32 protein-coding genes are annotated in these 25,581 nt (G+C 62.9%); 20 read left to right on the top strand and 12 right to left on the bottom strand.

The window, feature by feature from the left end:
• Positions 1–6 precede the first annotated feature (6 nt).
• From AC1DXN_RS11745 to AC1DXN_RS11735, 3 genes are all read left to right on the top strand, one after another.
• Entirely contained in the window at positions 7–1,158 is a 1,152-nt protein-coding gene (locus AC1DXN_RS11745) for an amidohydrolase (protein ID WP_477273848.1), read from the top strand.
• 75 nt (positions 1,159–1,233) lie between these two features.
• Entirely contained in the window at positions 1,234–3,333 is a 2,100-nt protein-coding gene (locus tag AC1DXN_RS11740) for an EAL domain-containing protein (protein WP_477273847.1), read from the top strand.
• A 216-nt stretch (positions 3,334–3,549) separates the two neighbouring features.
• Positions 3,550–3,930 (top strand): hypothetical protein, encoded by a 381-nt coding sequence (locus AC1DXN_RS11735; protein WP_477273845.1) that lies wholly within the window; start codon positions 3,550–3,552, stop codon positions 3,928–3,930.
• Between the two features lie 49 nt (positions 3,931–3,979).
• On the opposite strand, the gene AC1DXN_RS11730 is transcribed toward AC1DXN_RS11735, so the two are convergent.
• Complete coding sequence (locus AC1DXN_RS11730; RefSeq protein ID WP_477273843.1) at positions 3,980–4,825, bottom strand: LysR family transcriptional regulator; 846 nt, start codon at positions 4,823–4,825, stop codon at positions 3,980–3,982.
• Positions 4,826–4,995: 170 nt separating this feature from the next.
• Here AC1DXN_RS11730 and AC1DXN_RS11725 point away from each other — a divergent pair, with 170 nt between their 5' ends.
• The 4 genes from AC1DXN_RS11725 (at position 4,996) to AC1DXN_RS11710 (ending at position 8,432) form a co-directional block, all read left to right on the top strand.
• Positions 4,996–6,081: an amidohydrolase family protein gene (locus AC1DXN_RS11725; protein WP_477273841.1), complete on the top strand. Its 1,086-nt coding sequence runs from the start codon at positions 4,996–4,998 to the stop codon at positions 6,079–6,081.
• Positions 6,081–6,464: a Rieske (2Fe-2S) protein gene (locus AC1DXN_RS11720; protein ID WP_477273839.1), complete on the top strand. Its 384-nt coding sequence runs from the start codon at positions 6,081–6,083 to the stop codon at positions 6,462–6,464. The genes AC1DXN_RS11725 and AC1DXN_RS11720 overlap by 1 nt, the downstream gene beginning before the upstream one ends.
• Positions 6,465–6,488: 24 nt before the next feature.
• Positions 6,489–7,112, top strand: coding sequence for an HD domain-containing protein (locus AC1DXN_RS11715; RefSeq protein ID WP_477273837.1), 624 nt, complete (start codon positions 6,489–6,491; stop codon positions 7,110–7,112).
• 357 nt (positions 7,113–7,469) lie between these two features.
• Positions 7,470–8,432, top strand: a complete 963-nt coding sequence (locus AC1DXN_RS11710) for a prohibitin family protein (RefSeq protein ID WP_477273835.1) — start codon at positions 7,470–7,472, stop codon at positions 8,430–8,432.
• A gap of 14 nt (positions 8,433–8,446) precedes the next feature.
• Here the strand turns inward: AC1DXN_RS11710 and AC1DXN_RS11705 are convergent, their stop codons facing one another.
• On the bottom strand, positions 8,447–8,812 hold the full coding sequence (locus tag AC1DXN_RS11705; RefSeq protein WP_477273833.1) for a VOC family protein: 366 nt from the start codon (positions 8,810–8,812) through the stop codon (positions 8,447–8,449).
• A gap of 250 nt (positions 8,813–9,062) precedes the next feature.
• Here AC1DXN_RS11705 and AC1DXN_RS11700 point away from each other — a divergent pair, with 250 nt between their 5' ends.
• Genes AC1DXN_RS11700 through AC1DXN_RS11690 form a run of 3 tightly spaced genes read left to right on the top strand, consistent with a single transcriptional unit; the run spans position 9,063 to position 11,543 of the window.
• Positions 9,063–9,503 carry a hypothetical protein gene (locus AC1DXN_RS11700; RefSeq protein ID WP_477273831.1) on the top strand — a complete coding sequence of 147 codons (441 nt, stop codon included), beginning with the start codon at positions 9,063–9,065 and terminating at the stop codon, positions 9,501–9,503.
• Positions 9,487–10,359, top strand: coding sequence for an HTTM domain-containing protein (locus AC1DXN_RS11695; RefSeq protein WP_477273829.1), 873 nt, complete (start codon positions 9,487–9,489; stop codon positions 10,357–10,359). Before AC1DXN_RS11700 ends, AC1DXN_RS11695 begins: the two co-directional genes overlap by 17 nt.
• A gap of 17 nt (positions 10,360–10,376) precedes the next feature.
• Positions 10,377–11,543 (top strand): hypothetical protein, encoded by a 1,167-nt coding sequence (locus tag AC1DXN_RS11690; protein ID WP_477273827.1) that lies wholly within the window; start codon positions 10,377–10,379, stop codon positions 11,541–11,543.
• 69 nt (positions 11,544–11,612) lie between these two features.
• Here AC1DXN_RS11690 and AC1DXN_RS11685 read toward each other — a convergent pair whose 3' ends face one another.
• Both AC1DXN_RS11685 and AC1DXN_RS11680 read right to left on the bottom strand, forming a co-directional pair.
• Positions 11,613–12,335 carry a hypothetical protein gene (locus AC1DXN_RS11685; protein WP_477273825.1) on the bottom strand — a complete coding sequence of 241 codons (723 nt, stop codon included), beginning with the start codon at positions 12,333–12,335 and terminating at the stop codon, positions 11,613–11,615.
• Between the two features lie 192 nt (positions 12,336–12,527).
• Positions 12,528–12,998: an Lrp/AsnC family transcriptional regulator gene (locus AC1DXN_RS11680; protein WP_477273823.1), complete on the bottom strand. Its 471-nt coding sequence runs from the start codon at positions 12,996–12,998 to the stop codon at positions 12,528–12,530.
• 149 nt (positions 12,999–13,147) lie between these two features.
• Here AC1DXN_RS11680 and AC1DXN_RS11675 point away from each other — a divergent pair, with 149 nt between their 5' ends.
• Positions 13,148–13,897 carry a tryptophan 2,3-dioxygenase family protein gene (locus tag AC1DXN_RS11675; protein WP_477273821.1) on the top strand — a complete coding sequence of 250 codons (750 nt, stop codon included), beginning with the start codon at positions 13,148–13,150 and terminating at the stop codon, positions 13,895–13,897.
• 330 nt (positions 13,898–14,227) lie between these two features.
• Entirely contained in the window at positions 14,228–14,641 is a 414-nt protein-coding gene (locus AC1DXN_RS11670; protein WP_477273819.1) for a DoxX family protein, read from the top strand.
• A gap of 27 nt (positions 14,642–14,668) precedes the next feature.
• Here AC1DXN_RS11670 and AC1DXN_RS11665 read toward each other — a convergent pair whose 3' ends face one another.
• The 5 genes from AC1DXN_RS11665 to AC1DXN_RS11645 form a co-directional block, all read right to left on the bottom strand.
• Complete coding sequence (locus AC1DXN_RS11665; RefSeq protein WP_477273817.1) at positions 14,669–14,965, bottom strand: hypothetical protein; 297 nt, start codon at positions 14,963–14,965, stop codon at positions 14,669–14,671.
• A gap of 93 nt (positions 14,966–15,058) precedes the next feature.
• Positions 15,059–15,322: a hypothetical protein gene (locus AC1DXN_RS11660; RefSeq protein WP_477273815.1), complete on the bottom strand. Its 264-nt coding sequence runs from the start codon at positions 15,320–15,322 to the stop codon at positions 15,059–15,061.
• 107 nt (positions 15,323–15,429) lie between these two features.
• Positions 15,430–15,624 carry a hypothetical protein gene (locus AC1DXN_RS11655; protein WP_477242444.1) on the bottom strand — a complete coding sequence of 65 codons (195 nt, stop codon included), beginning with the start codon at positions 15,622–15,624 and terminating at the stop codon, positions 15,430–15,432.
• Between the two features lie 46 nt (positions 15,625–15,670).
• Positions 15,671–16,117, bottom strand: a complete 447-nt coding sequence (locus AC1DXN_RS11650; protein WP_477242446.1) for a Ros/MucR family transcriptional regulator — start codon at positions 16,115–16,117, stop codon at positions 15,671–15,673.
• 429 nt (positions 16,118–16,546) lie between these two features.
• Positions 16,547–16,879 carry a hypothetical protein gene (locus AC1DXN_RS11645; RefSeq protein WP_477273813.1) on the bottom strand — a complete coding sequence of 111 codons (333 nt, stop codon included), beginning with the start codon at positions 16,877–16,879 and terminating at the stop codon, positions 16,547–16,549.
• A 69-nt stretch (positions 16,880–16,948) separates the two neighbouring features.
• Between AC1DXN_RS11645 and AC1DXN_RS11640 the strand changes: the two genes are divergently transcribed.
• The 3 genes from AC1DXN_RS11640 to AC1DXN_RS11630 are packed head-to-tail and all read left to right on the top strand — an operon-like array spanning position 16,949 to position 18,366.
• Entirely contained in the window at positions 16,949–17,371 is a 423-nt protein-coding gene (locus tag AC1DXN_RS11640) for an RNA-binding protein (protein WP_477273811.1), read from the top strand.
• Complete coding sequence (locus AC1DXN_RS11635) at positions 17,364–17,708, top strand: hypothetical protein (RefSeq protein ID WP_477273809.1); 345 nt, start codon at positions 17,364–17,366, stop codon at positions 17,706–17,708. Before AC1DXN_RS11640 ends, AC1DXN_RS11635 begins: the two co-directional genes overlap by 8 nt.
• Complete coding sequence (locus AC1DXN_RS11630) at positions 17,605–18,366, top strand: terminase large subunit domain-containing protein (protein ID WP_477273807.1); 762 nt, start codon at positions 17,605–17,607, stop codon at positions 18,364–18,366. The genes AC1DXN_RS11635 and AC1DXN_RS11630 overlap by 104 nt, the downstream gene beginning before the upstream one ends.
• 189 nt (positions 18,367–18,555) lie before the next feature.
• Here AC1DXN_RS11630 and AC1DXN_RS11625 read toward each other — a convergent pair whose 3' ends face one another.
• On the bottom strand, positions 18,556–19,455 hold the full coding sequence (locus AC1DXN_RS11625) for an ankyrin repeat domain-containing protein (RefSeq protein ID WP_477273805.1): 900 nt from the start codon (positions 19,453–19,455) through the stop codon (positions 18,556–18,558).
• A gap of 717 nt (positions 19,456–20,172) precedes the next feature.
• On the bottom strand, positions 20,173–20,607 hold the full coding sequence (locus AC1DXN_RS11620; RefSeq protein ID WP_477274016.1) for an ester cyclase: 435 nt from the start codon (positions 20,605–20,607) through the stop codon (positions 20,173–20,175).
• 171 nt (positions 20,608–20,778) lie between these two features.
• On the opposite strand from AC1DXN_RS11620, the gene AC1DXN_RS11615 reads away from it, so the two are divergent.
• The 3 genes from AC1DXN_RS11615 to AC1DXN_RS11605 all read left to right on the top strand — a co-directional run bounded on the left by AC1DXN_RS11615 (position 20,779) and on the right by AC1DXN_RS11605 (position 22,414).
• Positions 20,779–21,537, top strand: coding sequence for a phage terminase large subunit family protein (locus AC1DXN_RS11615; protein ID WP_477273803.1), 759 nt, complete (start codon positions 20,779–20,781; stop codon positions 21,535–21,537).
• Positions 21,538–21,666: 129 nt separating this feature from the next.
• Positions 21,667–21,849: a hypothetical protein gene (locus tag AC1DXN_RS11610; RefSeq protein ID WP_477273802.1), complete on the top strand. Its 183-nt coding sequence runs from the start codon at positions 21,667–21,669 to the stop codon at positions 21,847–21,849.
• A 46-nt stretch (positions 21,850–21,895) separates the two neighbouring features.
• The gene (locus AC1DXN_RS11605) at positions 21,896–22,414 is read left to right on the top strand and encodes a hypothetical protein (protein ID WP_477273800.1); all 519 of its coding nucleotides are present in this window, start codon (positions 21,896–21,898) and stop codon (positions 22,412–22,414) included.
• 32 nt (positions 22,415–22,446) lie between these two features.
• On the opposite strand, the gene AC1DXN_RS11600 is transcribed toward AC1DXN_RS11605, so the two are convergent.
• Entirely contained in the window at positions 22,447–22,818 is a 372-nt protein-coding gene (locus AC1DXN_RS11600; protein WP_477421549.1) for a nuclear transport factor 2 family protein, read from the bottom strand.
• 396 nt (positions 22,819–23,214) lie between these two features.
• Here AC1DXN_RS11600 and AC1DXN_RS11595 point away from each other — a divergent pair, with 396 nt between their 5' ends.
• Complete coding sequence (locus AC1DXN_RS11595; protein ID WP_477273796.1) at positions 23,215–23,790, top strand: hypothetical protein; 576 nt, start codon at positions 23,215–23,217, stop codon at positions 23,788–23,790.
• A gap of 606 nt (positions 23,791–24,396) precedes the next feature.
• On the top strand, positions 24,397–25,560 hold the full coding sequence (locus tag AC1DXN_RS11590) for an acyltransferase family protein (RefSeq protein WP_477273794.1): 1,164 nt from the start codon (positions 24,397–24,399) through the stop codon (positions 25,558–25,560).
• The last annotated feature ends 21 nt before the right edge of the window (positions 25,561–25,581 follow it).

Raw genomic sequence — 25,581 nt, 5'->3', positions numbered from 1 at the left:
CTCGAGATGACCGATCTCAACGCACTTCATCTGGAGATGACCGAGTGGCGGCAGGATCTGCATGCCCATCCCGAGTTCGGTTTCGAGGAGAAGCGCACCTCGGCTTTCGTCGCCAAAAAACTGCGCGAGTTCGGACTGGAGGTCGTCGAGGGCATTGGCGGCACCGGCGTCGTCGGCACCCTGACGCGCGGCAGCGGCAACCGGGCGATTGCATTGCGCGCCGACATGGATGCCTTGCGCATCGCCGAACAGGGCACTCAAGATTATCGCTCGCAGACGCCTGGCACCATGCATGCCTGCGGCCATGACGGCCATACCTCGATGCTGCTCGGCGCCGCAAAGCTGCTGGCCGCCGAGGGCGGCTTCGACGGCACGGTGCGCTTCATCTTCCAGCCGGCCGAGGAGTGGGGCAGGGGCGCGCTCGCCATGCTGGATGACGGGCTGCTGCAGCGCTTCCCCTTCGAGGAGATATTTGGGCTGCACAACATGCCAGGCCTGGCGATCGGCCATTTCGAGACACGCGTCGGGCCGATCATGTCGGCCGAGGACAATTTCGAGATCGTGCTGAAAGGCGTCGGCGGTCATGCCGCGCGGCCGCATTGGGGCAGCGAAACGCTGGTCGCCGCCTGCGCGCTGGTCACCGCGCTGCAGACCATCGTCTCGCGCCGGCTGAGCCCGACCGATATCGGCGTCGTCTCGGTGACCGAGCTGATCACCGACGGCACCCGCAACGCGCTGCCCGGCCTGGCGCGCATCCTGGGCGATGCCAGGAGCTTTCGTGCCGAAGTCAGCGCCGAGATCGAGAAGCAGATGCGCACCATCGCGCACGGCACCGCGCAGGCCTACAACGTCTCGGCCGAGGTGACCTACACGCGCGAATTCGTGCCGCTGGTCAACGATGCGGCAATGGTCGACGAGGCGTTTGCCGCGGCCAGGAACGTGCTGGCCGGTGACGCTGTCGGCGTCGCGGCGGAGCCGATGACCGGCTCGGAAGATTTTGCCCGCTTTCTCGACCATGTGCCGGGATGCTTCGTCTTCCTCGGCAATGGCAACTCCGCGCCGCTGCACAACCCGTCCTACGATTTCAACGACGAAGGCCTGCTGCACGGCGCCCGCTTCCATGCGGCGATTGCGCGCCAGCGCTTGCCTGGCGCTTGAGGCGCCAGTCCAAGGTAACGGTTTCTTCTCTGGTTTTGTGCACATTGGCCGCAAAAGGGCGGGCGAAGCCAAGGCATGGCCAAACGAAAGACACGCAGTGGGGAGTTTTGGGCGCTGGCGCTCGAGCGCGCCCATCTTGGCGTCTGGGACTGGGATATCGCGAGCGGCGACTGCTTCTACTCGCCGACCTGGTCGCGCATGCTCGGCTATGACGATGGCGAGCTGGCCAACAGCAGCGATCTCTGGCTGAAACTGACCCATCCCGACGACCGCGAGCGGGCGCAGGCCAGCGGCGACCGCCACATTGCCGGCCTGACCGCCTCGATCGAGACCGAGCTCAGGCTGCGGCACAAGGACGGTCACTGGGTCTGGGTGCTGGATCGCGGTGGCGTGGTCGAGCATGATGCCGCCGGCAAGCCGGTCAGGCTGATGGGTGTCCAGACCGACATCACCAAGCAGAAGGCCGCGGAAGCCCAGCTCGAACAGGTCAATATCCGCTTTCGCCTGGCGCTCGCCGCCAGCGGCACCGGCATCTGGCATCACGACATCGATGCCAGCAAAAGCTATTGGGACGAGCGCACCCGCGAGATCTACGGGCTCGCCTCCGACACCGATGAGGTGACGGCCGATCTCTGGCACACCTATCTGCATCCCGAGGACAAGGAAGTCACCGAGCAGGCCCACCAGGTGCCTGTCGGCTCGGATGCCGTCATCGCCTCGCAATATCGCATTATCAAGCGCGACGGCGAAATCCGGCATGTGGAATCGCTGGTGCGCTTCATCGCTGCCGGCACGGCCGGACAGATCCTGGGCACCGTGCGCGACATCACCGAGGCCAAGCTGCGCGAGCAGGAGCTTGCCTATGCGGCGGACCATGACGCGCTGACCGGTCTTTTGAACCGCGCCGCCTTCGACAGGCTGCTGGCCGACCATATCGCCACGGTGCGCCGGCTGCCGCTGGCGGTGTTCTATATCGACCTCGACTACTTCAAGGCGCTGAACGACTTCGCCGGCCACGCCGCCGGCGATCTGGCGCTGACGAGCGTTGCCGACGGCATTGTCCGCCGTCTGCCGCCATCGGCACATGCCGCACGGCTGGGCGGCGACGAGTTCGCGCTGCTCGTCCCGAACTGCGATACCGCGCAGGCCGAGACGCTGGCCGCTGCTGTTCTCGCGGCGGTTCGCGATGCCGACCTCGGACCGGCGGCCGCGTCGCGCAAGCTCGCGGCCAGCATCGGCATCGCCTTTGTCGACGACGTCAACACCACGGTCGCCGATGCGCTGGCCTGCGCCGATGACGCCTGCTACGCGGCCAAGGCTGCCGGGCGCAATCGCTTTGCCGTGTTTTCCGTCGAGACGGCATCGGGCTCCGGCGGCCTCAACGCGGCGCGCGTCGCCGCCGACACCGTCGATGCCATGGAAGACGGCAGGCTGAAACTGTTCGGCCAGGAAATCCATCTGCTTGGACAGCCGTGGGAACAGAGCCGCCATGTCGAGGTTCTGGCGCGGCTGGTCGGGCGCAACGGCAAGCTGATTCCGCCGGTCGAGTTCATCCCGGTCGCCGAGCGTTTTGGCATTGCCTCGCGGCTCGATCGCTGGATCATCAGGAAGGCGCTCTCGGTTTACGGACCGGCGCTGAAAGCGGGCGTGCTGACGCTCGGCTTCAACCTGTCGGCGCAGACGCTGAGCGACCCGCAGCTCTGGGATTTTGTCGACAGCGTCATCGATGAGACCGGGGTGCCGCATTGCGGCATCGGCTTCGAGATCACCGAAACCGCGGCCGTCACCAATTTCGACGCCGCCGAACAGTTCGTGCGCAAGGCACGCGAGCGGCGCTGCCGCGTCAGCCTCGACGATTTCGGCGCCGGCATGAGCTCGTTCGAATATCTCCGGCGCTTTCCCGTCGACACGATCAAGATCGACGGCTCCTTCATCGAGCACATCGTGCAAAGCCGCTTCGACCGCGAGATCGTGCTGGCCATCACCAGCATCGCCAGAAGCCTCGGCTGTTCCGTGGTGGCCGAGAAGATCGAACAGCAGACCGCGCTCGACATGCTGAGGGATATGGGGGTCGACTCCGGCCAGGGATTTCTGCTGCACCGGCCCGAGCCGCTGGAGGCGATCGTCTCCCGTGCGACCGCCCAGGTGGCTGTGCCGGAGCGGCGGCAAGCGTAGCTGGCCGGTCGCTTGAGGCGCGCCCCCGGGGGTGGTCAGGCTTCGATCGAAGCGCAAGCTTCATGTTCGCCTGGCCTTCAGCATCGCGCGGCCGCATCGGCAGAAAATAAGCAACTGCTAAAATTGATACGACCCGTTTAAGGGCGTCATAATTCGGTCGGGAGGATAAAGCCGGTGCCAGTGACAGTGGCTGGCGTGCCGAAATCGGAGACGACGATGAAAAAGTTCCCTCTGCTGGTAACGACCTCGATCGGCCTACTGGGCGTCTTTGTGGCCACGAACGCGTTCGCGACCCAGGTCTCCGACCATGGAGGCGGAGTAACGGTCACCATCCCGGATGATGACAGCCAGGACGCCACCACCACTGGCGAGAACGAGCACGTCGCCACGGAAAGCGATGACAGCAACGACGATCACGATGGCGTCGACACAGGCGAGCATCACGGCGACCAGGGTGACGATGAAGGCGGCGATCACGAGAGCGGCGATCACAACAGCGGCGACCACGAGAGCGGCGACCACGACGGCGATCATGCGGGCGGTGGCGGCGGCGGCGGCGGTGGCGATGGTGGCGGCGATGGCGGGGGTGACGACTGATCCGTCTGCCAGGGTCCCAACGGGAACGACTTTCCCCAGGCGGGAAGCCTCAAGCGGTCATCTGCTTGAGCGCCTTCAGCAGTCGTAGATGCGTGTGGGAATGGTGGTGCCTGACATGCACGGCCGAATAGATCGGATGTGAGATCTTCGGCGCATCGGCAACCAGTTGCGCCACGCCCTCCTGCCGCAATTTCGTCGCCACCGTTTCGGTGACGAAGGCTGTGCCGCCTCGGCTTCGCAGCAGGTAGGCGACGGCGCCGCCATTTCCTGTCGACACCGGGACGTTTTCCAGTTCCGGCAGCATCTGCTTGTGGGCGCGGTTGAAGAAGGCGGAATAGTTGGCGCGGATATAGTCCGAAGGCGTGACCGCGTCGAACGCAACGCCGCGCGTCGACACCATGACGAAATTCTCTTCGGCGATCTGCTCGTAATGCATGTCGGGAAGATGTTGTGGCGAGTAGAGCACCGCCAGATCGAGGCTCCCGGTGGTGAGGTCCAGGATCATCTGGTTCGAATAGTCGATCTCGACATAGATCGCCAGTTTGGGCAGCGTCGTCCGCACCCACTCCAGCCACCCCTCAAGCACGCGCTCATAGAGTTCGAACTGGATGCCGATGCGGATCAGCTGGTCGAACTTGCCGACCGACTGGATCTCGCGGCGGGCATCGAGCCATCTGAGCTTGACGGCGCGGGCATGGTCCTCGAAGCGGAGGCCGGCAACGGTCGGCTCCGTCCCGCTCTTGCCGCGGATGAAGAGCTGCTTGTCGAGCAGCGCCTCCAGCGAACGGATGCGGCTCGAAACGGTCGACTGGGTGATGCCCAGCCGTTCCGCCGTGCGGTTGAAGTTGCGGGTTTCGATCAGGTCCAGGAACGTGTCGAGCAGTTCGATCTGCATATTCACCACCCCGCAGAAAGTCTTGCAACAGCTACCGTTTTTAGCCCAGATCGACAATGGCTAATCGGATTCTTCGATTAACATCACCCGCCGGGTTGCATTGCCGGTTCTCGCTCTGAAGCGCAGATTTGGAGCACCTTTCAAACATCACCGCGGCAGGTCATCCATCCATGTTCATCGTCGACACCGACGTCCACAATTACTGGTCCAGCGCCGAGGTGCTGCTGCCCTATCTCGAACCCTATTGGCGCGATTTCCTGGTGCGCGGCGAAAAGCCTGGCCCGGCGGGAAGCTTTCCGCATGGCCACCGCCCATGGCTGCACCCCGAGGGATTTTCGCGGCATGACATCCGGCCGACGACCGAGGAGGACAACTACCTGATCATGAAGGAAAAGCACCTCGATCTCTACGATATCGACGTGGCGATCCTCACCGCCGACGAGCCGCTGGAAGCCTCGACGCTGGCCAATTATCACTACGCCAACGCTCTGGTGAAAGCCTACAACGACTACATGATCGACTGGTGGCTGCCCAAGGACCGGCGCTTCAAGGGATCGATCATCATTTCGCCGACCGACCCGCACGGCGCCGCCGCCGAGATCCGTCGTCTCGGCGCCCACAAAGACATTGTCCAGGTGCTGGCCAGCCACGGCTCGCAACGTCCCTATGGTGATCCGTTCTATCATCCGATCTTCGAGGCCTGCGCCGAAGTCGGGCTGCCCTTCGCCATCCATTTCGGCGGCCAGGGCGGCGTCAACCACAATGCCATCGCCAGCGGCCCGACGACCTATTACTGGGAAACCCATGCGCTGCTCAGCCAGCCGGCGATGACCCATGTCGTCAGCATGATTTCCAACGGCGTGTTCGAGAAATATCCCGACCTCTACTTCGTCGTCATCGAATGCGGCGTGTCCTGGGTGCCGTCGCTGATGTGGCGGCTCGATGCCAACTTCAAGGCATTGCGCAAGGAGACGCCGTGGCTGAAGATGCTGCCGTCGGAATATTGCCGCCGCAACATCCGCTTCAGCACCCAGCCGCTCGAACAACCGCAAAACGTCCGGCATCTCTGGGAAACGCTCGAGCATATGGATGGCCAGAACACGCTGCTTTTCGCCTCCGACTATCCGCACTGGGATTTCGACGCGCCGACCAACATCCACATTCCGCCGGCCTGGCGCGACAAGGTCATGGGGTTGAATGCGCTGGAGATCTACAAGCGCATCGAGGTCCCCGCCGCCACCGCGAGGGTCGCGTGATGACGGCCACGGCAGCTGCGCCAGTCCGAGGCCGCACCTTCGCCTGCAAGGTCTACGAGGTCGCGATCGGGCAACCCAGGATCGTCGCCTTCGGCCGCATCAGCATCGGCATATTCCAGCTCGACGACGGCTATGCCGCCTTGCTCAACATCTGCCCGCACCGGGCCGGGCGGCTTTGCGAAGGGCCGGTATGCGGAACCACCAGACAGACCGACCGGGCGGAGTTCGTCTATGAGCGCTCTGGTGAAATCGTCCGCTGTGCCTGGCACGGCTGGGAGTTCGAGATCAGGTCGGGAAAATGCCTCGTCGACGACAGGCTGAAGGCGAAGACATTTCCGGTCGAGGTCAGCGGCGAAGACCTCTATCTCGAGTTCGGCCGCTAGCTCCGGTTGCAGAAGGTGACGACAATGGAAACGGTAAAATTCACCCAGATGAAGGATGGCGACCGCGAGGACTATGCTTTCCTCACCGACCATGAGATCGAATACGCCGCCGGCACGGCCGACCGCCTGCTGGCTGCCATGGTCGAGCTCGACAAATCCCTGTCCGGCTATAAGGTCACGCGGCTTGGCCATTCGCTGCAGGCCGCGACCCGGGCCTGGAATGCCGGCGCAGACATCGACTGGGTGGTATCGGCGCTGCTGCACGATATCGGCGACATTTACGCGCCTTACAATCACGACGAATACGCCGCCGCCATCATCCGGCCCTTCGTGCGCGAGCAATGTGCCTGGGTGGTCGAGAAGCACGGCGATTTCCAGCTCATCTATTACGGCGAGCATGTCGGCGCCAATCCGCACAAGCGCGACGCCTTCCGCGACAGCGCCTATTTCGACGATTGCGCCGAATTCTGCGAGCGCTGGGACCAGTCGAGTTTCGATCCGGACTATCCGACCCGGACGCTGGAATTCTTCGCGCCGCTGGTCAGACAGGTCTTTGCCCGCAGGAGCTATGATCCGGCGGTGACCAGACCCGGAATGCGCGTGGCGATGTCGGATGATGCGGTCGTCGCCGACCGGGCGAGGGCGTAGCGCCGCATCCCGCAGATGCTGCTGCAACCGGATGGGTTTTCGTGCATTCTTGTGCATGGCCACGATGTTTCGCCCCGACACCCCGGCAAAATGCTGCTCCTATTGCGGCTCACGCGACCATGATTATGAGGATTGCCCGAAGCGCAAAGCCGACGCCGAGCGGCAGAAAGAGGAGCGCGCCGGGCAGGATCGGGCCATGACGGACGAGCCAGGCAAATCCACAAACCAGTCAGAGCCATCCCGCTGATCCCTGACGCCAAAAGCTGGCGCGAGAAGTCCGCCATATCCACATGATTGCAATCTTGCCGCCACACTCGTGGTCGATGCATGGTATGGGCAATCAAACGGGGGTGGGCAATGACCGACACGCAAGGCACTTCGAACCGTCCGCAAAACAGGGTCGCGGCGGTCGCGTCCCGCTCGATCGGCTCCGGCCTGATCGCACTGGTCGTCATCGCGCTGGCCGTCTTTGCGGTTCTCGGCTCCTGGTACACGATCGACCAAGGCGACCGCGGCGTGCTGTTGACCAATGGCGCTCTGAGTTCGGTCGTCGATCCCGGCCTGCATTTCAAGCTGCCGTGGCTGCAACGCGTCGAGAAGATCAGCCTGCGCCAGCAGGTCATCAAATGGGGTTGCGAAAACGAGAATGATTGCAGCGGCCTGCCGGCCATGCAGGCCTATTCGCGCGACCAGCAGCCCGCCGACATGCGCGTCACCGTGAATTTTCACGTCCCGGCGGCCGAGGTCAGCAACGTCTACACCAATTACGGCTCGATCGAAGCGCTGGCCGATCGGGTCATTGCCAGAAAGGCGCCGCAGGAGATCAAGACCGTGTTCGGCCAGTATGATGCGGTGTCGGTGATCCAGAACCGGGCGAAGTTCAACAAGGATGTCGCCGACGCCATCGCCAAGGTGACCGACGGCCCGGTGATGATCGACAGCGTCCAGGTCGAAAACATCGACTTCTCCGACGCCTATGAACAGGCGGTCGAAGCCAGGATGACGGCGCAGGTCGAAGTCCAGAAGCAGGAACAGAACCTGCAGCAGGAAAAGATCAAGGCCGACATTGCCGTGACCCAGGCCAAGGGTCGCGCCGACAGCGTCAAGGCCGAAGCCGAGGCCAGCGCCTACAAGACCAGGATCGAAGGCGAGGCGACGGCCGAAGCCATCAAGGCGCGTGCCGCCGCCCTTGCCAACAACCCGCTGCTGGTCGAGCTGACCAAGGCCGAGAAGTGGGACGGGCAATTGCCGACGTCGATGATCCCGGGCTCGACCGTGCCGTTCCTCGAACTCAGCGCGCCGGCCGTCGCGCCGAACTGAGTGAGGCTCGCGACCTAGCTGGGCTCGAACAACTCGACGACGTTGCCGGACGGATCTTCGCAAAGAATCTGCCGCCCGCCCGGGCCTTCGACGATCTCGTTGCGGAACTGCACGCCGGCCTGGCGCATCTCAGTGACGATTGTCGGCAAGTCCTGAACTTCGAGGACAATGCGGTTCCACCCGCCCGGCTCGGGTGTCCGGCCGTCCGGCATCGGCCTGGCGGCCGACGCCATCGGGCCGGCGAGCCAGAGCGAGAGGTCGCCACGCGTCAGGATGGCCATCGCCGGACCGAATTGCTGCTTCAGCGCGAAGCCCAGATGGCTCGTATAGAACGCGATGGACATTTCGACATCGCGGACCAGATACCGGACGGACACCATCCGCAGGCTCCCTCACAAACGCCCCTCGCGAGAAATAGCTGGCGGGACAAGTTGCGGCAAGACGTCTGCATCCTGCTCATCGGACATGCGCGACAGAGCGGCTCGGGTGATACGCGACTTACAACCAAATGCTTGAGCGCTCAATGTCCGATGTGCGCTCCTTCGCGTCGCTCGTCGAGCCCTGACTTTTTCTGGGGTGGCTTGAAAAACGGGCGTTGAACCGTTCTATAATCGAGGCGGGGGTGCGCGGGTGGCGGATGTCGTCTCAATCAGAATTGGTGCGGAGTCTGCCGGGCGGGTGTCGGCAGGACGCCTGCGGTTTTTCGCATTCATGGCGATCGCCGCGTTCATGATCGCCGGTCCGGCCGCGGAGCAGGTCTTCGGGGTGCGAACGCCATTGCTGCGCTCCTGGACCATGTTCAGTGCGATCGGAATGGGCGTGATCGACGCTTCCTTCGAAATCCGCCGGCCCGACGGCGCGCTTGTCCCGCTCGACCGGTTCGAGATGCTCGGCGCGCCCCGCCACGGCAAGGTGAAGCGGATCGAAAGCCGCGACGAACTGGCTTCCGTCATCAAGCGGCTCTGCACGGCCGCCGGGCAGGGCGCCGACATCCGTGTACGCGCGCGGCAGGCGGCGCGCAGCGGCTGGCAGATCATCCATACCGATGCCGAAAATGCCTGCGCCGGCTGATGCCATCGCTGACTGGCCCGGCTGGCGTCTGATGCACGCTGTTGCCGCACGCTTCGTCGACTGGGCGGTCTGTTCGGAGGGTTCGTCGCGTTCGTCCGCTTTGATCCGCATCGGCCTGGCAATGCTGTTCTGGTCGCGTTGGGCGGGCGAGTTGCTGCTCTATATGGACCAATCGCCGGTGGGCCTGTTTCTGGCCGCCAACTTCTTCGTCGCGACCCTGCTGCTCTTCGTCGGCTATCACAGCAGGGTCGCCGCCGTCTGGACGGGCGTGGTCGGGCTGGCGATGTATCATTATTTCGGCTTCCAGCTCGGTCGCGAACCCTGGACGCACCATCATGCCTATCTGCTTGCCGCCGCAGCGCTGCTGATCGCGCTCACCCCTTGTGGCCGCTCCTATTCGCTGGACCGCTACCTCACGGTGATGCGCGCCGAACGCACCGGCGTTGCGCCGCCGGCAGAGCGCGGCAATCTGTGGGGGCTGCGGCTGATCGTGGTGCAGCTGTCGGTGCTTTACTTCTTCGCCGCCTTCGACAAGTCGAGCTACGCCTTTCTAAGCGGCGCGCGGATCGAGGCGATATTCCTCTGGTACTACGCGGGTTCGGACTATCCAGCCGGCCTTGCCTGGCTCGCCACGATCGTGTCCGTCGCCGTGGTCGCGCTCGAATATTGCCTTGCCTTCGGTCTGCCGTTTCGCGCGACGAGGCGCTATCTGCTGCTGCCGGGCCTGGCCTTCCACGCCATCATCTATCTGACGCTGCCGGTCTATACGTTCAGCGTCACCATGGCGTTGCTCTATCTTGCCTATTTCGATGCGGATGCCGTCGACAAGGTCATCGCGCGTCTCCAGGGGACCTGATTTAAAGAGGAAATTTCGTGAAGCGTGATTTGTTGTTTTCCCCGGTCGTGGCAGTGGCAATCGGTCTGGCCATGGTCTGCGGCGCGGCGCGTGCCGGCAGTGCGCAGGACTATTATCACAGACGGGCATGGGGTTCCTTCAACGGTGGCCAGATGAACACGTCGCTGCTGGTGTTCCGCGACCTCAACCGGAACGGCGTCTACGATCTCGGCGACCGGCCGATGTCGCGTGTGGCTGTCGAACTCGGCAGGCCGAAGGGCGACACCATCATGCGATGGACCAATGTCAGCGGCTTCGCCAACTTCCGGATGTCGGTCATCCAGCGCGATCTCGAAGTTGTCGATCCCGGCCACTACGCGTTCCGGGTCGTGCCTCCACCAGGTTATTCCGTCACCACCGGCAACGCCTCGCAGGAAAGCGACTATGTCGTTTCGCCTGGATCGCCGGGCGACATGATCGCACGGCGTACGACGCACCCGGTTGGGCTTGCGGCAGATCTGACGATCAGCGGCGTGGCCGCCGCCGGCGCGCGCATTTCCCTCACAGGGCCGGACGGCGTCACTGCCGCCGCCAAGGTCGGCCCGGATGGGCGGTTTAGTGCACCCGCGACATCAGGCGAATGGCTGGTCGACGTCTCAGTCGACGGAGCCACGCAGCGGCGCAAAATTGTGGTCGGCGCGGCGCCAGTGGTGATCTCCGCGTTTTCGGGCAAAGGCGGGCCTGCCGAGGAGCCGCTGCCCAACCAGCATGTCGTCGGCTTCGACGACCTGATGACGACGTCGGGAGTGTTCGAGGTTCCGTCCGGCTATGGCGGGCTCGACTGGTACAATCTCGTCGCCATGCACCAGCGCTTCACCGACGGCCCGGGCTACATCAACACAACCATGTCGGGCGAATTCATCGCCTACAACAGCTCTGGCCACCCCGCGCAGGTGTTCAGCGACAAGCCGTTCGATTTCACGGGCGCCTATTTCGGCGCCGGCTGGGACGGCGCGGAGGGCGAGACGCTTGTCCTGAAGGCCTGGCGGGGCGATGAGCCCGCCTATGAGGATTCGTTTGTGCTGTCCGCGAACGGGCTGGTCTACTTCGCAGCCGACTATAGGCGCATCACGCGGCTCGAGATCCGGACGCAGCATTACTGGCAGGCCGCGATCGACGATTTCGCTTATCGCACCGGTCCGTAGCGTGGTCCACGCAGCACCTTGACGCTGCATTCCGGCTGTCGCCGGTGGTTTTGAGGCGGTCAAGCCGCGTCAGCAAGACGTTCTCTGGGAGACTCCGCAGGAACGGCCGCCGTCCGACCGGCCGGGGGTGGTGGTGTCGTGATGGCTGTGGCCGCCGCCATTGCCACCTGAGCTTCCATTGCCGCCGGAGCTGCCATTACCGCCGGAGCCGCCATTTCCGGCACCGCCGTCACCGCCATTCCCACCGGCGCCGCCATCGCCGCCATTTCCGGCGCCGCCGTCGCCGCCATTCCCACCGGCACCGCCATTGCCGCCGTCGCCACCGTTGCCGCCCGCGGAACCGCCATTGCCGCCATTACCGCCGTTGCCGCCATTGCCACCGTTACCGCCATTCCCACCGGCGTCGCCACCATTGCCGCCGTTGCCACCTGCGGAACCACCGTTGCCGCCATTCCCGCCGTTGCCGCCATTTCCACCGGCGTCACCACCATTACCGCCGTTGCCGCCGTTCCCGCTTACTTGCGCCAGAAGAACGCGGTTGGCCTCTTGCAATTGGGCTTTCGGATCTATCGACCGGTGGAATCCGTCTCGCGGCTCCGGCAGGACCGACGCCGCGCGGGTTGCCGTCGGCAGCAGCATGGTCGAGGCAAGCAGCGCCGCCGCCAGCATGCTCCTGAACTGTGGGACGGAACGGGGCACGATATTGGCATTCGCCATCAATGCGAAAAACCCTGAGCGTCCTGCCGACCCGGCAGGCTCCACGCCGATTCTGATTGAGATCACATCCACCATCCGCATACCCCGTCGCGGTCTATAAACCGCTTCGACGCCTGTTTTTCGACCACCCCAAAAAAAGTCAGGGGCTCGCCGCCGCGCCTTCGCCAATCTCCAACGTCGCAGGAAAAGCGCGACGCCGAGACAGCCAATCTCACCCTGGCGGGCAGGCTGCTGCGCCAACGTCTCAAACCATCTGGTTTGTGCGCCTCACCTTCTCAGCGCATGCGCAGCCGCATTGGCGAACGAGATATCGCTCTTGATCTCGCGCATCGCCATCGAGGTGATGGTGCGCCGTACGCCGGGCAGGCGGCTGAGCTCTTCGCGCAGCATCCGGTCCAGCGCCATCATGTCGACGGTGACGATCTGCAGCAGATAGTCGGCCTCGCCGGTCGTGGCGTGGCAGCGCCGGATCAGCGGGTGCTTTTGCACCGCCGCCTCGAAGGCGTCCGACACCTCGAAATCGATCGACACCTGGATGAAGGCCTCGATGCCGAAGCCGAGTTTTGCCGGATCGATCTGCGTGGTGTAGCCGCGGATGATGCCGGCATCCTCGAGCGCCTTGACCCGCTTCCAGCACGGCGTCTTGCTCAATCCGACCTCGTCGGCGAGCACGGCAAAGGAGATTCGCGCATCGCGTTCAAGTGCGGCAACGATCTTCCGGTCGAGGGCATCCAACATGAATCGTTCCCTGAAATTGCTAAATAGTCGGACATTCGTCCTTCAATTCTGGCTATTTGAATAACAGAAAGGAACAATGTTCAAGCGCAAAGCGGCTACACTGTCGCCAGACAGAGCCTGCGGCGATGGGCCGGGCAAGGAGCAGCTGCATGAACAAGCCGGATTACTATGCCCGCATCGAAACCCCGGAGATGCGCGACTACGGCGTCTATCTCAAATGCGACACGCTGCTGCAATGCCAGAAGCCGCTGGCCGAGATGGTCAATGCCGACGAGCTGCAGTTCCAGATCGTGCATCAGGTCGAGGAGCTGTGGATGAAGCTCATCACCTACACGCTGGTCGATGTCATCGATTTCCTCGAAAAACAGAACACGCATCGCATCGTCACGCTGATGGGCCGCGTGCACCGGCTGATGCGCATGATGACGGCGCAGCTCGACCTGCTCGAGACCATGTCGCCCAAGGAGTACCAGCAGATAAGGCTGCAGCTTGGCAATGGCAGCGGCCAGGAATCGCCCGGCTTCAAGCTCTTGCTGCGCATGCCGCCGGACCTGTGGCGGGCCTTCAAGGCCGCCTATCTCGATGGCCGCGGGCTGACGGTCGAGGACGTCTACGATGCCAGATATGATCACGGCGACTCCTATGTCGTCGCCGAGGCGCTGATCGAATTCGACGAGCTGTTCCAAAAGTTCCGCGCCAACCATCTCTATCTGATCCACCGGTCGATCGGGCTGGGCTCGAAATCGCTGAAGGGCCGGCCGGTCGAACTGCTTGCCGCCGGTGCGCGCCATCGCTTCTTCCCGGAACTGTGGGATGTCCGCTGCGACATGACCGACCGCTGGGGTGGCGAGTATGGGGTGGTCCGCGACTCGATCAGCCATCCGGAGAAGGTGGGGTAGGGCTCTTCGCCGCTGGCGGTCGGGGAGGCAGATCAGAACCTCGCGATCCTTCGCGCCCCCCTCTGTCCTGCCGGACATCTCCCCCACGAGGGGGGAGATCGGCAGTTTCGTCGACTGCGCTCTTCCTCCAGCGTTGGTGATTGGCGAAAGCCGGAGTGACATCCAATCTCCCCCCGCGTGGGGGAGATGGCCGGCAGGCCAGAGGGGGGCGCTGTCCCTCCAGCATCAAATGAGGTTGCCACTCCGCTCGGCAGAACTATTTCCAACCCAATGTAGGACTCGTGTCACGTCGCCCGTCCTTGGGTCGAAACCCAATCCCGGAGGAACATCGTGGAAACCACCCAATCGACCTGGCAGACTGTTGCCATTCTCATCGCCCGCCTGATCTTCGCGGCCATGTTCGCAATGGGGGTGGCCTTCAAGCTCATGGACATGGGCATGACCGCCGGCTACATCGCCGCCGCCGGCTTCCCGTTCCCGCTGTTCCTGGCCTGGTGCGCCGCAATCCTCGAAACGCTGCTGGTGATCGCCTTCCTGACCGGCGCGTTCCTGACCCCGGCAGCGGTGATCGGCGCGGTCTACGTGGTCTTCCTCGGCTTTGCCTTCCACGGTCCTTCGCACTGGACCGCGAACCAGGCCGAGTTCGGCGCCTTCATGTCGCATTTCCCGTTCGCCGCCGGCCTGCTCTTTGCCGCGGTGCATGGGCCGGGCGATGTGCTGGCGTCGAGGCTTGGCAGGGTATGACGGCGCGGCGAGCAATCACCGCTTCGCTCATGACAAGGGTTCCTTCATCTGGCCGACCATGCGCGCCAGTTTGGAAAAGGACGGCATATCCGTCTCCGGCTGGCACTGGTTGGCCAGCTCCAGCAGCCGGATCGGGAAGTTGACGGCATCGCGGCTCGAAGCCGACATGCCGCCGGAGCGTTCCTCGCCGGTTTCGCTGGCCTCGGCCTTGCGCAAGGCGATGTCGATGTCCTCGACCGACAGCACTCCCTTGCGGACCAGCACCTGATTGATCGAGGCGATGGCCATCAGCAGGCCTTCGAGTTGCAGATTGGCGACGTTCATTGCTTTGCTCCCATTGGGTATGGACCAAACGCGCGAACGCCCGTTCCGATCCAGACGGCGCTTCAGCGTCCGGATTTCAAAATTGGCGATCGCCTATTCTTCCATCCAGCGATGGCCATATTCGAGCCACAGCGCCTTCACCTCCCTGGGGCCGAGGCTCGATCCGTCGCCGCAACTGATCGCCACCGCGCTGATGTCGTAGTGGGGGTGGGCGTCGATGACGAAGCGGATCGCCTCGCCCAGCGGCCTCATGCCGATGACCGGATCGGCCTGGCCCGCGCCGATGCTGCGAACGCCCGATACCTTTGCTGGTGCATGCCGCATCCTGAACATGGATGCCATGGCTGGTTTGTCCATCCTGCCCTCCCAAGTCCCGGGCAAATGATTCCATAAGCGCTGGCTAATGACCAGCCGGTCGCAAAGGCCTGAGCGGCCGATATGTCCATCGAGGCATTTCCACAGGTTTACGGGGTCCTGGGATCGTCGACCGGCGGCCTGGCGGGAAGACCAAGCCTTGTTCGCTGCTCGTCGGCGAACGCCTCGGCCTCGGCCTGGGTGTCGAACGGATGCCGGGTCAGCTTGCCCTGTTCGGTGACCAGCACCGCCCACCGGCGGTCGATCCGTTCGACGCGGACGTCATCGGGTTCTCCAATCACCATGGTCGTCCTCCACAGGCAAACGGGCGGCGCAATGGCGCCGGCGCTGCTACGCCTTGGGGCCCCGCTTGGCGGGGGCTTTCTCGGCTTGTGCCTCAACCGACCTGACGCCGAGGCCGAACTGCTTCGCCAGTTCCGACCGCTTGGCGGCATAGTTGGGCGCCGTCATCGGGTAATCCGCCGGCAGCCCCCATTTGGCGCGATAGACCTCCGGCGTGATACCGTGGCGCGAGCCAAGGTGGCGCCGCAGCGACCTGAATTTCTTGCCGTCTTCGAGGCAGAAAATGAAGTTCGGCGTGATCGACCGCTTCGGGTTGACGGCGGGTTCCGGCGCCGGTTGCTCGGCAGCGACGGGCAGATCCAGGCCGCCAAGGGCGGCATTGACGCTGGCGATAAGCGCCGGCAAATCATCCACCGGCACTGAATTGTTGCTGACAAACGCCGCGACGATATCGACGGTCAAACCTATATTTCGCTGGTTGCTTTCTCCAGACATAGCGTTGCTCCCCTGTTCCCAACCAAGGCAAGAATATCAGGCAGGGTTACGCTGTGGCATGGCACTTTAGGACACATGCATGTGGCTTGACTATCGCTATGGTAGCGCTATCAACTATGGTTCCGACCGATTCCATACCGTGCCGCGATTGCCCGGTGACGGCATCTATGCTATTGATTTGGGCATGGTGCTGATTTGCGCCACAGACCCGCCGCCAAGGCGGGTTTTTTGTTTTCAGACCGGATCGCCAGAGACAATCGGGTTCACTTCCGGCGCAAATGTACGTCTCGTAGTCGGACACCCAATCCCGGTGACAGTGGCAGGGATGCTAGGAATTTTTTCCTTGCCAGGTGACGGCAGCTATGCTACATATTTGTCCATGGTGCTGATTTGCGCCAACGACCCGCCGCCGAGGCGGGTTTTTTGTTTTCAGGCGATCTCGTTGACCAAAAAGCCACTTGTGTTGCCGCCGTTGACCGTTGGCGGGGCGCCTATCACGTGCAATGAGGCATCAAACATCTCATCGCCATGAATAGGCGCAAAGGCCAGTCGGATCCGCGGGCACGCCGCCGCGACGACTGCCGTCTGATTACGCCGACCGCCTCTCCGCGACGCTTCCTGATTGCACCTTGCGGCGAACCACTTGGCGCTGTCCCGCGTCAAACCAATGAGGCATTTGCCGGTGAAATCCGCGGGCTCGTCCAGCGCCGTGTCAAATACGGCCCATGTGTCAGTCGGCTCCTGTACGACGATGAATCGCATATTAGAGATTCCTAGGTAGCTCGCGAGAAAGGGACTGTGTTCCCTGACTCTGTGCAGAGGTGAACAACTATGTCTGTGCGATACGCCACAATCATCATCGACGATCACGGCCGCGAGGTCGTCAGCGCCATCGGCGAGTTCGGAGCCGCGCCGCTGGCGCGCGCTGGCCGTTTCGAGACGGTCGCACCCGGCGTGCTGATCGGCATGGTCAAAGGCGGTCCGATCGATGCGGTCGGCGGCTTTGGTTTTGCAGTGGGATCGCAGGGCGTCAACGGCAGGGCGGTCGGCATCGCCAGGGCTAGCCTGAAATCCCCACCTGAAGCGGCGGCAGAGTCCGGGCAAGGCGACAGCAGGCCAGCCAAAGCGGCGGCAGAACCCGTTAAGCCGGCGCGGAAGAAGGCAAAGCCGGCACGCCGGAAATCCCGCAAGGGCAAGGCGGCCAGGCCGGCCAGAAGGGCCGCAGAGCCGGCCAGGGTTTTGGCGCATGGCTGAAAATCCGTCCCGCAAGCCCGCGCAGAAATCCCCAAGCAAATCCGGGCGCAAGCGGCCGAAGAAAACGCTGGGCGATGATTTCGTCGAGGCGGTGCGCGCCGACTTTCGCAGCCATGGCGCCGGCGTCATCGCCGCGGTGCGGGCCGACAAGCCCGACCAGTATCTGAAGATCGTGCTGTCGGTGCTGCCGAAGGATCTACATGTCGAAATCAACCATCTGGACGCGCTGAGCGATGACGAGATCCGCAGCCGCATCCGCGGCCTCGAAGCCGTCCTCCGGCCGTTCCTCGCCAAGCCAGGCAGCGGCGCGGAAGGAATATCTGCGCCTGCTGGCTGAACTGGACCGCCGGCGTCGCACGAACCTGCTTGCCGCCTACCAGCCCTATTTACGGCAGGCTGAATTTCACGCCGCAGGCGCGACCAACCGTGAGCGCCTGTTCATGGCCGGCAACCAGCTCGGCAAGACCCGGGCCGGTGGCGCCGAATGGGCCATGCATCTCACCGGCCGCTATCCCGCGTGGTGGCAAGGCAAGGTTTTTGACAGTGCGGTGCGGCTGTGGGCGGCCGGCGTTACCGGCGAGGGCACGCGCGACAACCCGCAGCGCATTCTGGTTGGCCCGCCGCAGCAGCAGACGGCGTGGGGCACCGGCATGATCCCGGGCGACGCCATCCTGAACACCACAATGGGGCGCGGCGCGCCCGGTGCGCTGGACAGCGTTGTCGTGCGCCATGGCGGCGGCGGCGATGTCCAGGCCGATGAATCGGTGCTGTCGTTCAAGAGTTTTGAAAAAGGCCGCGCGAAGTGGCAAGGCGAAACCCTGCACGGCGTCTGGTTCGACGAGGAGCCGCCGCTCGACATCTATTCCGAAGGCCTGACCCGCACCAACGCCACCGGCGGCATCACCATCGTCACCTTCACGCCGCTGCTCGGCATGTCCGATGTGGTGCTGCTGTTTTTGTCGGCGGAGCAGGTGGAAACGATGGCGAAGGGGTGAGGCGCCGGCCTTCCCTTCTCCCCTTGTGGGAGAAGGTGGCCGAGCGAAGCGAGGTCGGATGAGGGGTGTTCCAGCTTGGCAAGGACGCGATCCGTCCAACACCCCTCAACCGTCTCGGCGCTGCGCGCCGATCCACCTTCTCCCACAAGGGGAGAAGGGAGCCGCTTGCTACTGTTGCGGATCACAATCCTAGGGAAGCGGCAACGGTGTGTCACTCAAGGTCCTGAGGTAAGCGATGAGGTCTGCTCGCTGCTTCTCGTCCGGCAGACCCGGGAAACTCATATCGGTTCCAGGCAAAGTGAGTGCGGGGTTTGAGATAAAGAAATTGAGTTCCTCAAAGGTCCAATCGCCACCAGCGTCCTTTAGACTCGACGAATACTGGACATCGCTTTGCGAAGCCTTCCGCCGCCCGACGATCCCCCACAGATTGGGCTTGGGATTCTTGACCCCCAGCACCACAAGATGACAAGCCCCGCACGTCCTGCCGAAAATCTCTTTGCCCGATTCAGCGTTTGCCGATGCAAGCCGTGGCGAAATCGGCGCAAGGGCCGGTCGTCCGGCGCCATGACTGCGCAAGTAGGCCACGACGTCATCGTGACCCCTGAGCTTGGCCAGATGGATGGGCGGACTCCCATTCGATGTCAGTGCATTGACCTCTGCTCCAGCACCGACGAGATAGATGACGCACTGAAGGCAGCCATTCTCGGCAGCCACGTGCAGCGGGGTCTGCGCTTTCGCCAACTGATTTGGATCGGCCCCATTATCGAGTAACAGCTTCACGATGTCGGCGTAGCCACCCTTGTTGGCGGCGTAGAGTGGCGTTCTTTGCCAACTGACGGGCAGGTTAACGTCCGCCCCACGATTGATCAGAAGTTTTGCCAGTTCGACATGTCCGGCTTCGCAGGCGATGTAGAGAGCCGTGACGCCGTCAACTTCGTTGATAGCGGCGCCTTTGTCCAAGGCGGAAGTCACCGCTGCGACGTCGCCTTTCTTGACAAGATCACCCAGGTCGCTCGCCTGGGCGGGGAGTGCAAGAAACCAAAGGACCGACGAAGCCCTTATCACCCACATGCGTCCCCGCTTGATCATTGTATCCTCCCTGATGAGTGTTCCTTGATGAGAGTTCCCTTGGCCGGTGTTATCGGAAGCAAACAGAAATGTTTGGTCTAGCCATGCCTGTTTGTGAGTTCACGCCCTAGCGAGACCTTGACGCGAGGTGCGAAAAAGCAACGCAAATACTGCTGATTGGTTATGACGTAGGTGCCCTCGCAGATGTGGTATTGATCATCAGGAGATTCCTGTGTGCGGCTGCGTGAGATATTGAAGCCATGCGGCAAGTAGATGTAGCCGCCGTCGATCGTGGGCTGAACCGAAGACCGAGGTACGGGGTGGCAATCAGAACCGCCGCAACACTTCAATCTCGTCTGTGGGTCAATCTTGTCCTGGTACCAGTCATGGGCGTTTGCCGATGCTGAGACGGCGATACACGCTGCCGTGAAAATGAACCTTCGCATGGCATTCCTCACGCAATTGGCAGGCGCTGCTGGTTCGAGCGTCCATGTATATTAGTGTTCCCTTGAAAATGCCATTGGCCTCCGACTGACCAACGCAGCTTCGGCATGCGACGCAACAGAACTTGGGTTCCTCGCCCCCGCAAAGCTGGTTCGATCGCCTCATCCGGCTACGTCTGCGCCGTTCCCCCTCTCCGTCTCGGCTTCGCCGAGCCACCTTGCCGGGGCGAGCCGCGGGTCTCGCCCGTCCTTCGGACCCCCCCGCTTCACTGGGGCGAGGAATCGCCAATCGCCCTTAAAGCTGAGCCTCGATCGCCGCCTTGTCGATGACCGACCAGACCTCGACGATCTTGGCGTCGCGGAATGCGTAGATCACATTCTCGGCGAAGGAGACGCGCCTGCCGTTGACGGGGAGGCCGAGAAAAATTCCCTTTGGCGTGCAGTCGAAGGCGAGCCGGCTCGCAACATAGAGCCGGTCGCAAACCAGCATCTGGATGTTGAACTGAAGGTCGGGGATGTCATCGAAATCCCGCTCCAGCATGGCCCGATAGCCCGCTAGCCCGAGCCGCCGGCCATTGTGGATCGCGCCATCGTCGACGAACCGCCCGAGAGCAGGCCAGTCCTGCCGGTTCAGGCAGTCAATGTAGGCGCGGTAGATGTCAGCGAGGTCGGCCACGGCAATTGCTCTTGTCTGCTGCTGCAAGGTAGCGATCCAGTTCAGCTTCGTCATCCCAGGGCGGAGCAAGGAGCGGAGCGACGCAGCGCAGACCCTGGGATCCATGCCGTGACGCCGACCGAAGAGTGCAGCGGTGCAGAACAGCCGATCCTTCCGGCCTCCAAAAAGCTCTTGCCAGAACAACACCCTAACGCCGCAACCTGAATCAATCCGGGAAGGTGAGCCATGTCCCGTCACGTCACCTTCATGACCATCGACGATGCCGAGCATTATTCGCCTGACGAGCGCGCGGCGATCGTCGCCGCCTATCCCGCACATGAGCGCGAAGCCAGGGCAAAGGGCATCCCGGTGCTCGGCTCCGGCCGCATCTTCCCGATCGCCGAGGAGCTGGTCGCCTGCGAGCCGTTCCGGCTGCCGCGCTACTGGCCGCGCCTCGGCGCGCTGGATTTCGGCTGGGACCATCCGTCGGCCGCGGTCGAACTCGCCTGGGATACCGAGGCCGATGTCGTCTATGTCGCCAAGGCGGCCCGCGCTTCGCAGCAGACGCCCGCCATGCAGGCGTTGACGCTGAAGCCATGGGGCGAATGGCTGCCCTGGGCCTGGCCGCGCGACGGCCGCCGCGAGACACTGGAAGGGGCCGGGGTGGCGCTGGCCAAACAATATGCCGCGCACGGGCTGAACATGCTGACCCGCCATGCGCAATTCGCCGACGGCTCGGTGTCGGTCGAGGCAGGGCTGATGGAGATGCTCGATCGCATGCAATCCGGCCGCTTCAGGGTGTTTTCGACGCTGTTGCCCTGGTTCGAGGAATTCCGGCTCTACCACCGCAAGGACGGCCAGGTGGTGAAACTGCGCGACGATCTGATGGCGGCGACCCGCTACGGCGTGATGATGCTGCGGGAAGCGGTGGTCGATCCCGCGGAGTTCAAGACAGGGCGCAAACGGTCGGCGGCGCAGAGCGATCCGCTGGGGGCGTTTCGGTGAGCGAAGCGCGTATCGCCAGCGCCGAACCGGTCCGTCAATATTGCAAGCTTGAAGCTTGCTTTCAGGCACGCCCGGCGGCAATAGGGGACATCACTGCTTCAATAATTCGGGGGTACTATGGAATCGGAAATGTCACTGCTCGGCTACTTCATTTCCTGGTTGCCATACCTGCTTTATCTCGCAATCCAAATTTGGCTCACATTCAAACTCATCCGCGTTCTGCAGACGATGGTGCGAGCGCAGGAAGGCATCCTGGCCAAGCTGACCGAGATCGACAGCCGGATGGCCCGAAGGCCAGACACTCAAAACTGATGCGACCCTTTGCCATTTGAGGGCATCTTAGAGGGCTAGGACCCAAATGAACGTGTTGGACCTGCCAGGCTCATCGCTGCTGGCGATACAGCGGCAACGCAATTTGAACGGCGGCGAACTCGAAGCCGTCATCTACCGTTACGCCGATCGCAAATTCTTGGTGACCTCGGTGATGTCGATTCCTGGCTCGTTGTCCCTTGAAACGGGACAGCCTTCGGTCTTGCCAATCGATGCCAGCGATGAGGACCTTGGTCGTGTTGTTTGCGAACATTTGCTCACACACGATCCCCGGGAGCCGCCCAATCAGCGCCATGCCAAGCTGACCGACTGGGCCGTGTTCAAGGTATCGGGCGACAGGTCCGTCTCCGGCTTTAACAGCAAGAGTTCGAGAGTGACGGTGCAGACCATCAATCTCGTCTTGCAGTTGGAAGCCGCACCCGTCCGCAGTCTTCATGGCGACATCTGCGTGCAGGTCACCGCTGGGCTCGAGCATGGCGAACTCGGCGTTTCCATACGCAAGGCTTTGAGGGCAGCGGATGCGTTGCGGCAAGCTGGAATAGTCTGATCGCTGTCGCGAATTGACCCTATCGCCAACTCCTATTCCACGATCTTCCAATACGAATCCTTGCGGATCACCTTGCCGTCCCGAAACGTGTAGAAGTCGCAGCCGCGGACTTCCTTTTTCACGCCCTCGCGGGTGGTGCCGGTGAGGGTCCATTTCGACATGCCGGTATCGGCAGCCGCATCGGCAAAATGCTCACCGTTGCCATAGTGGACGTCGGGCAGGCCTTCGAAGCGTGTCGCCAGCGCGTCTCGCACGTTGGCTTTTCCCTCGAGACGAGTGCCCCAGGGCTTGCTTCCCCGCGGCATCTCCAGCACGCAGTCGTCGRCAAAGAACGCCATGATGCGATCGAGATCGTGCGCGTTGAAGGCGTCGCATAGCTCCGTCAGTGTCGATCGAATGTCCATTCGCCCGTCTCCTGGATAACCGATAGCGTGCGCCTCCGAAGTAGGTCACTGGCGACGGAGCCGGTCAAGTGCGCAGGCCTTTGAGGGCAAACGCTTCGGACAATGACGGTTGCACTTGCGACGAGCCAATCGTCGAAGCTGGCACCGCCCCTCATCGCCCTGCCGGGCACTTCTCCCCGTATAGGGACGGGGAGAAGGGGCTGGCCACAACGACGGCGTCCTTCTTGCAACGCTGGTGATTGGCGAAACCGGCGATGAGAGCGCCCCTCTCCCCGTCACTATACGGGGAGAGGATGCCGGCAGGCAGGTGAGGGGCAGCGCAAACGCCCAAGGCCACTGAAACTGAAGCGAATGCCCTGCCTTCGATACGCACGAAACGAGAAGCGCACCCATGGCATGCTCATGACCCTCCGCATCATCCCCGCCACCTTGCGCGATCTTTCCTACATCGCCGCTAACCTCCGCCCCGAAGACCGCGCCGAGATCGATTGCCAGCTCGACCATTGGTCGCCGGCTTTGCTGGCGCTGACCGCGCTGCAGGGGTTTGCCTACGTCGCCGAACTCGACGGCAATCCGGAAGCCGGTTTTGGCGCCGCCGAACAGCGGGGCGGGCTGTGGATCGCCTGGAGCTGGGGCACACGCCGCATGAAGCGCTGCGTGCCTGGCATCACCGGGTTCTTCCACAAGGTGCTGGGGCCTCAGGTTGCGGCGCGCGGTGCTTTACGCGTCGAGGCGAGGGCGCTGGCCGCCAATGAACTGGCGCTGCGCTGGCTTGGCCGGCTGGGTGCTACGCAACGCTGCCTGCTGCCGGGCTACGGCAAGAACGGCGAAGATTTTTTCCTCTACGACTGGACAAGAGAAGGCTGGAACCATGTGTCTGTTTCAAAAACCACCGGAACTGAAGCCGCTGCCGCCAACGCCGACCATCGCCGACAAGGACGTGCAGGCGCGCGAAGCCGCACTTCGGGCTGAGCTCGAACAGCGCCAGGGCACGGCCGGCACCATCAAGACCGATCTGTCGCCGAGCGATCTCACCGGCCAGCGCCGCGTGCTGCTGGGGGTATGACCATGACCGCGATGAAGCGCAGTTTTCGCAAGCGAGTGCTGGCCTGGTGGTATTGGCGAAAGCACGCACGGTTGGTGAAAAGGCGAGGGTAATCTCCCCCCTCGAGGGGGAGATGTCGCCGAAGGCGACAGAGGGGGTCGGTGCGACGGGACGCGACCTTCTAACTTGCAAGAGTGGGTCAGCGCTCCACGCGAGACGACCCCCTCTGGCCTGCCGGCCGTTCGTCGTTCGGAAAGCCAAGCAATTGGCTTTCCGTCCGCTGCACGGAACACTCCTCAACCCCCTCAAGTGGGGAGATCGGCAGCTTCGGTGCTGGCGCTTTCGCCCCTCAAAACCTCCGCTCATGTTGCACTGCGTTAGATTTGTTGCGTTGCGATATGCGGCCGGTGGATCGAAACTCTCCATGGGTGGGTTTTCGACCTTGCACGAGGATTCATCGTGTCAGCACCCTCCTGGGCACCACTCCGTGTCGCAGTCGTATCGCCCGCGCTCCTGCTATCTCGGAGCCCGGCATGACAGATATCAGGTCATCGCGCATCGAATGCCTGGACGGGCTTCGGGCGCTCGCCGCGATCTGGGTGCTGGTCGGGCATTGCCTGCTTTTGACCGGCTGGCAGATTCCGATCGTTGGCGAACCGGATCTCGGCGTCGACCTGTTCATCATGCTGTCCGGCTTCCTGATGGTGTTCCATTATCAGCTGCGCCAGGACAAGGAGCCCTGGCAAAGGCCGGAAACCTGGCTGAAATTCTGGACGCGCCGCTATTTCAGGATCGCGCCGCTGTTCTACGTCATGCTTTTCGCGGCGTTGGCGCTTGGCCCCTATCTCTACGAGTCGAGGATCGTCATCGACGATTTCCTGTCGAGATCGCACCAGGCGCCTGAACGCTATCTCGACGGCAGCCTGAAAAACATCGTCGCCCATCTCACCTTCCTGTTCGGACTGGTGCCGAACCTCGCCTACCGCACGCCGCTGCCCGACTGGAGCCTGGGGCTGGAGATGCAGTTTTACGCCGTGTTCCCGGCGCTCATGCTGCTGGTGCGCAGGCTGGACTGGATACGGAGCGCCATACTGGTCGCAGTGCTTGGCTGCATCATCGTGTTTGCGATGGGCCGGTTGTCGATCCATTTTCCGATGCCCTCGTTCCTGCCGCTGAAAATGCAGATCTTCCTGTGTGGAATGCTGTTGGCGGGCGTCGTGCATCAAAGCCAGCCGCGGCCGCTGCTCTATCTGGCATTGGCCGTGCTGCTGGCGGCGCTGCCCTTTGGCGGCGACTACGGACTGGGCAAGCTTTTGGTGCGGGAAGCGCTGGTGCTGGGCTTCTTTGCCCTGGTGCTTTATCGCATGCTGCCGGGACAGGCGGGAAGGCTGGCGAGAGCAATCGCCCTGACGCTCAGCAATCGGTTCTTTCATCTGATGGGCGAGCTGTCCTTCAGCATCTACCTGATCCATCTCTTGGTGCTGCAGCCCGTGGCGGCCTTTGTCATCAGCCAATACGGCCACGAACTGGCGGCGCCGCTGCGCTTCGCCATCGTCGTCGCCATCGTCCTGCCGACGGTGACCTTGCTGTCCTGGATCACCTACAATCTGATCGAGGTCCCCGGCCAGAAGGCAGGCCGCTTCGTTGTCCAGCGCTCCGCAAGAAAGCCAAAGCTGGGGACGGCGCCAGCGGAGTAGGCTCTAAAAGCCAGCCGATCT

Source organism: Mesorhizobium sp. P2_H9, assembly GCF_056403215.1.
This window is presented reverse-complemented; position numbering and strand designations above follow the sequence as displayed.

Excerpts from the sequence above, each read along its gene's own strand:
- AC1DXN_RS11745 (WP_477273848.1), top strand. The coding sequence starts at position 7 with ATGACCGATCTCAACGCACTTCATCTGGAGATGACCGAGTGGCGGCAG.
- AC1DXN_RS11740 (WP_477273847.1), top strand. The coding sequence starts at position 1,234 with ATGGCCAAACGAAAGACACGCAGTGGGGAGTTTTGGGCGCTGGCGCTC.
- AC1DXN_RS11735 (WP_477273845.1), top strand. The coding sequence starts at position 3,550 with ATGAAAAAGTTCCCTCTGCTGGTAACGACCTCGATCGGCCTACTGGGC.
- AC1DXN_RS11730 (WP_477273843.1), bottom strand. The coding sequence starts at position 4,825 with ATGCAGATCGAACTGCTCGACACGTTCCTGGACCTGATCGAAACCCGC.
- AC1DXN_RS11725 (WP_477273841.1), top strand. The coding sequence starts at position 4,996 with ATGTTCATCGTCGACACCGACGTCCACAATTACTGGTCCAGCGCCGAG.
- AC1DXN_RS11720 (WP_477273839.1), top strand. The coding sequence starts at position 6,081 with ATGACGGCCACGGCAGCTGCGCCAGTCCGAGGCCGCACCTTCGCCTGC.
- AC1DXN_RS11715 (WP_477273837.1), top strand. The coding sequence starts at position 6,489 with ATGGAAACGGTAAAATTCACCCAGATGAAGGATGGCGACCGCGAGGAC.
- AC1DXN_RS11710 (WP_477273835.1), top strand. The coding sequence starts at position 7,470 with ATGACCGACACGCAAGGCACTTCGAACCGTCCGCAAAACAGGGTCGCG.
- AC1DXN_RS11705 (WP_477273833.1), bottom strand. The coding sequence starts at position 8,812 with ATGGTGTCCGTCCGGTATCTGGTCCGCGATGTCGAAATGTCCATCGCG.
- AC1DXN_RS11695 (WP_477273829.1), top strand. The coding sequence starts at position 9,487 with ATGCCTGCGCCGGCTGATGCCATCGCTGACTGGCCCGGCTGGCGTCTG.
- AC1DXN_RS11685 (WP_477273825.1), bottom strand. The coding sequence starts at position 12,335 with ATGGTGGATGTGATCTCAATCAGAATCGGCGTGGAGCCTGCCGGGTCG.
- AC1DXN_RS11680 (WP_477273823.1), bottom strand. The coding sequence starts at position 12,998 with ATGTTGGATGCCCTCGACCGGAAGATCGTTGCCGCACTTGAACGCGAT.
- AC1DXN_RS11675 (WP_477273821.1), top strand. The coding sequence starts at position 13,148 with ATGAACAAGCCGGATTACTATGCCCGCATCGAAACCCCGGAGATGCGC.
- AC1DXN_RS11665 (WP_477273817.1), bottom strand. The coding sequence starts at position 14,965 with ATGAACGTCGCCAATCTGCAACTCGAAGGCCTGCTGATGGCCATCGCC.
- AC1DXN_RS11660 (WP_477273815.1), bottom strand. The coding sequence starts at position 15,322 with ATGGACAAACCAGCCATGGCATCCATGTTCAGGATGCGGCATGCACCA.
- AC1DXN_RS11655 (WP_477242444.1), bottom strand. The coding sequence starts at position 15,624 with ATGGTGATTGGAGAACCCGATGACGTCCGCGTCGAACGGATCGACCGC.
- AC1DXN_RS11650 (WP_477242446.1), bottom strand. The coding sequence starts at position 16,117 with ATGTCTGGAGAAAGCAACCAGCGAAATATAGGTTTGACCGTCGATATC.
- AC1DXN_RS11645 (WP_477273813.1), bottom strand. The coding sequence starts at position 16,879 with ATGCGATTCATCGTCGTACAGGAGCCGACTGACACATGGGCCGTATTT.
- AC1DXN_RS11640 (WP_477273811.1), top strand. The coding sequence starts at position 16,949 with ATGTCTGTGCGATACGCCACAATCATCATCGACGATCACGGCCGCGAG.
- AC1DXN_RS11635 (WP_477273809.1), top strand. The coding sequence starts at position 17,364 with ATGGCTGAAAATCCGTCCCGCAAGCCCGCGCAGAAATCCCCAAGCAAA.
- AC1DXN_RS11630 (WP_477273807.1), top strand. The coding sequence starts at position 17,605 with ATGACGAGATCCGCAGCCGCATCCGCGGCCTCGAAGCCGTCCTCCGGC.
- AC1DXN_RS11625 (WP_477273805.1), bottom strand. The coding sequence starts at position 19,455 with ATGATCAAGCGGGGACGCATGTGGGTGATAAGGGCTTCGTCGGTCCTT.
- AC1DXN_RS11620 (WP_477274016.1), bottom strand. The coding sequence starts at position 20,607 with ATGACGAAGCTGAACTGGATCGCTACCTTGCAGCAGCAGACAAGAGCA.
- AC1DXN_RS11615 (WP_477273803.1), top strand. The coding sequence starts at position 20,779 with ATGTCCCGTCACGTCACCTTCATGACCATCGACGATGCCGAGCATTAT.
- AC1DXN_RS11610 (WP_477273802.1), top strand. The coding sequence starts at position 21,667 with ATGTCACTGCTCGGCTACTTCATTTCCTGGTTGCCATACCTGCTTTAT.
- AC1DXN_RS11605 (WP_477273800.1), top strand. The coding sequence starts at position 21,896 with ATGAACGTGTTGGACCTGCCAGGCTCATCGCTGCTGGCGATACAGCGG.
- AC1DXN_RS11595 (WP_477273796.1), top strand. The coding sequence starts at position 23,215 with ATGCTCATGACCCTCCGCATCATCCCCGCCACCTTGCGCGATCTTTCC.
- AC1DXN_RS11590 (WP_477273794.1), top strand. The coding sequence starts at position 24,397 with ATGACAGATATCAGGTCATCGCGCATCGAATGCCTGGACGGGCTTCGG.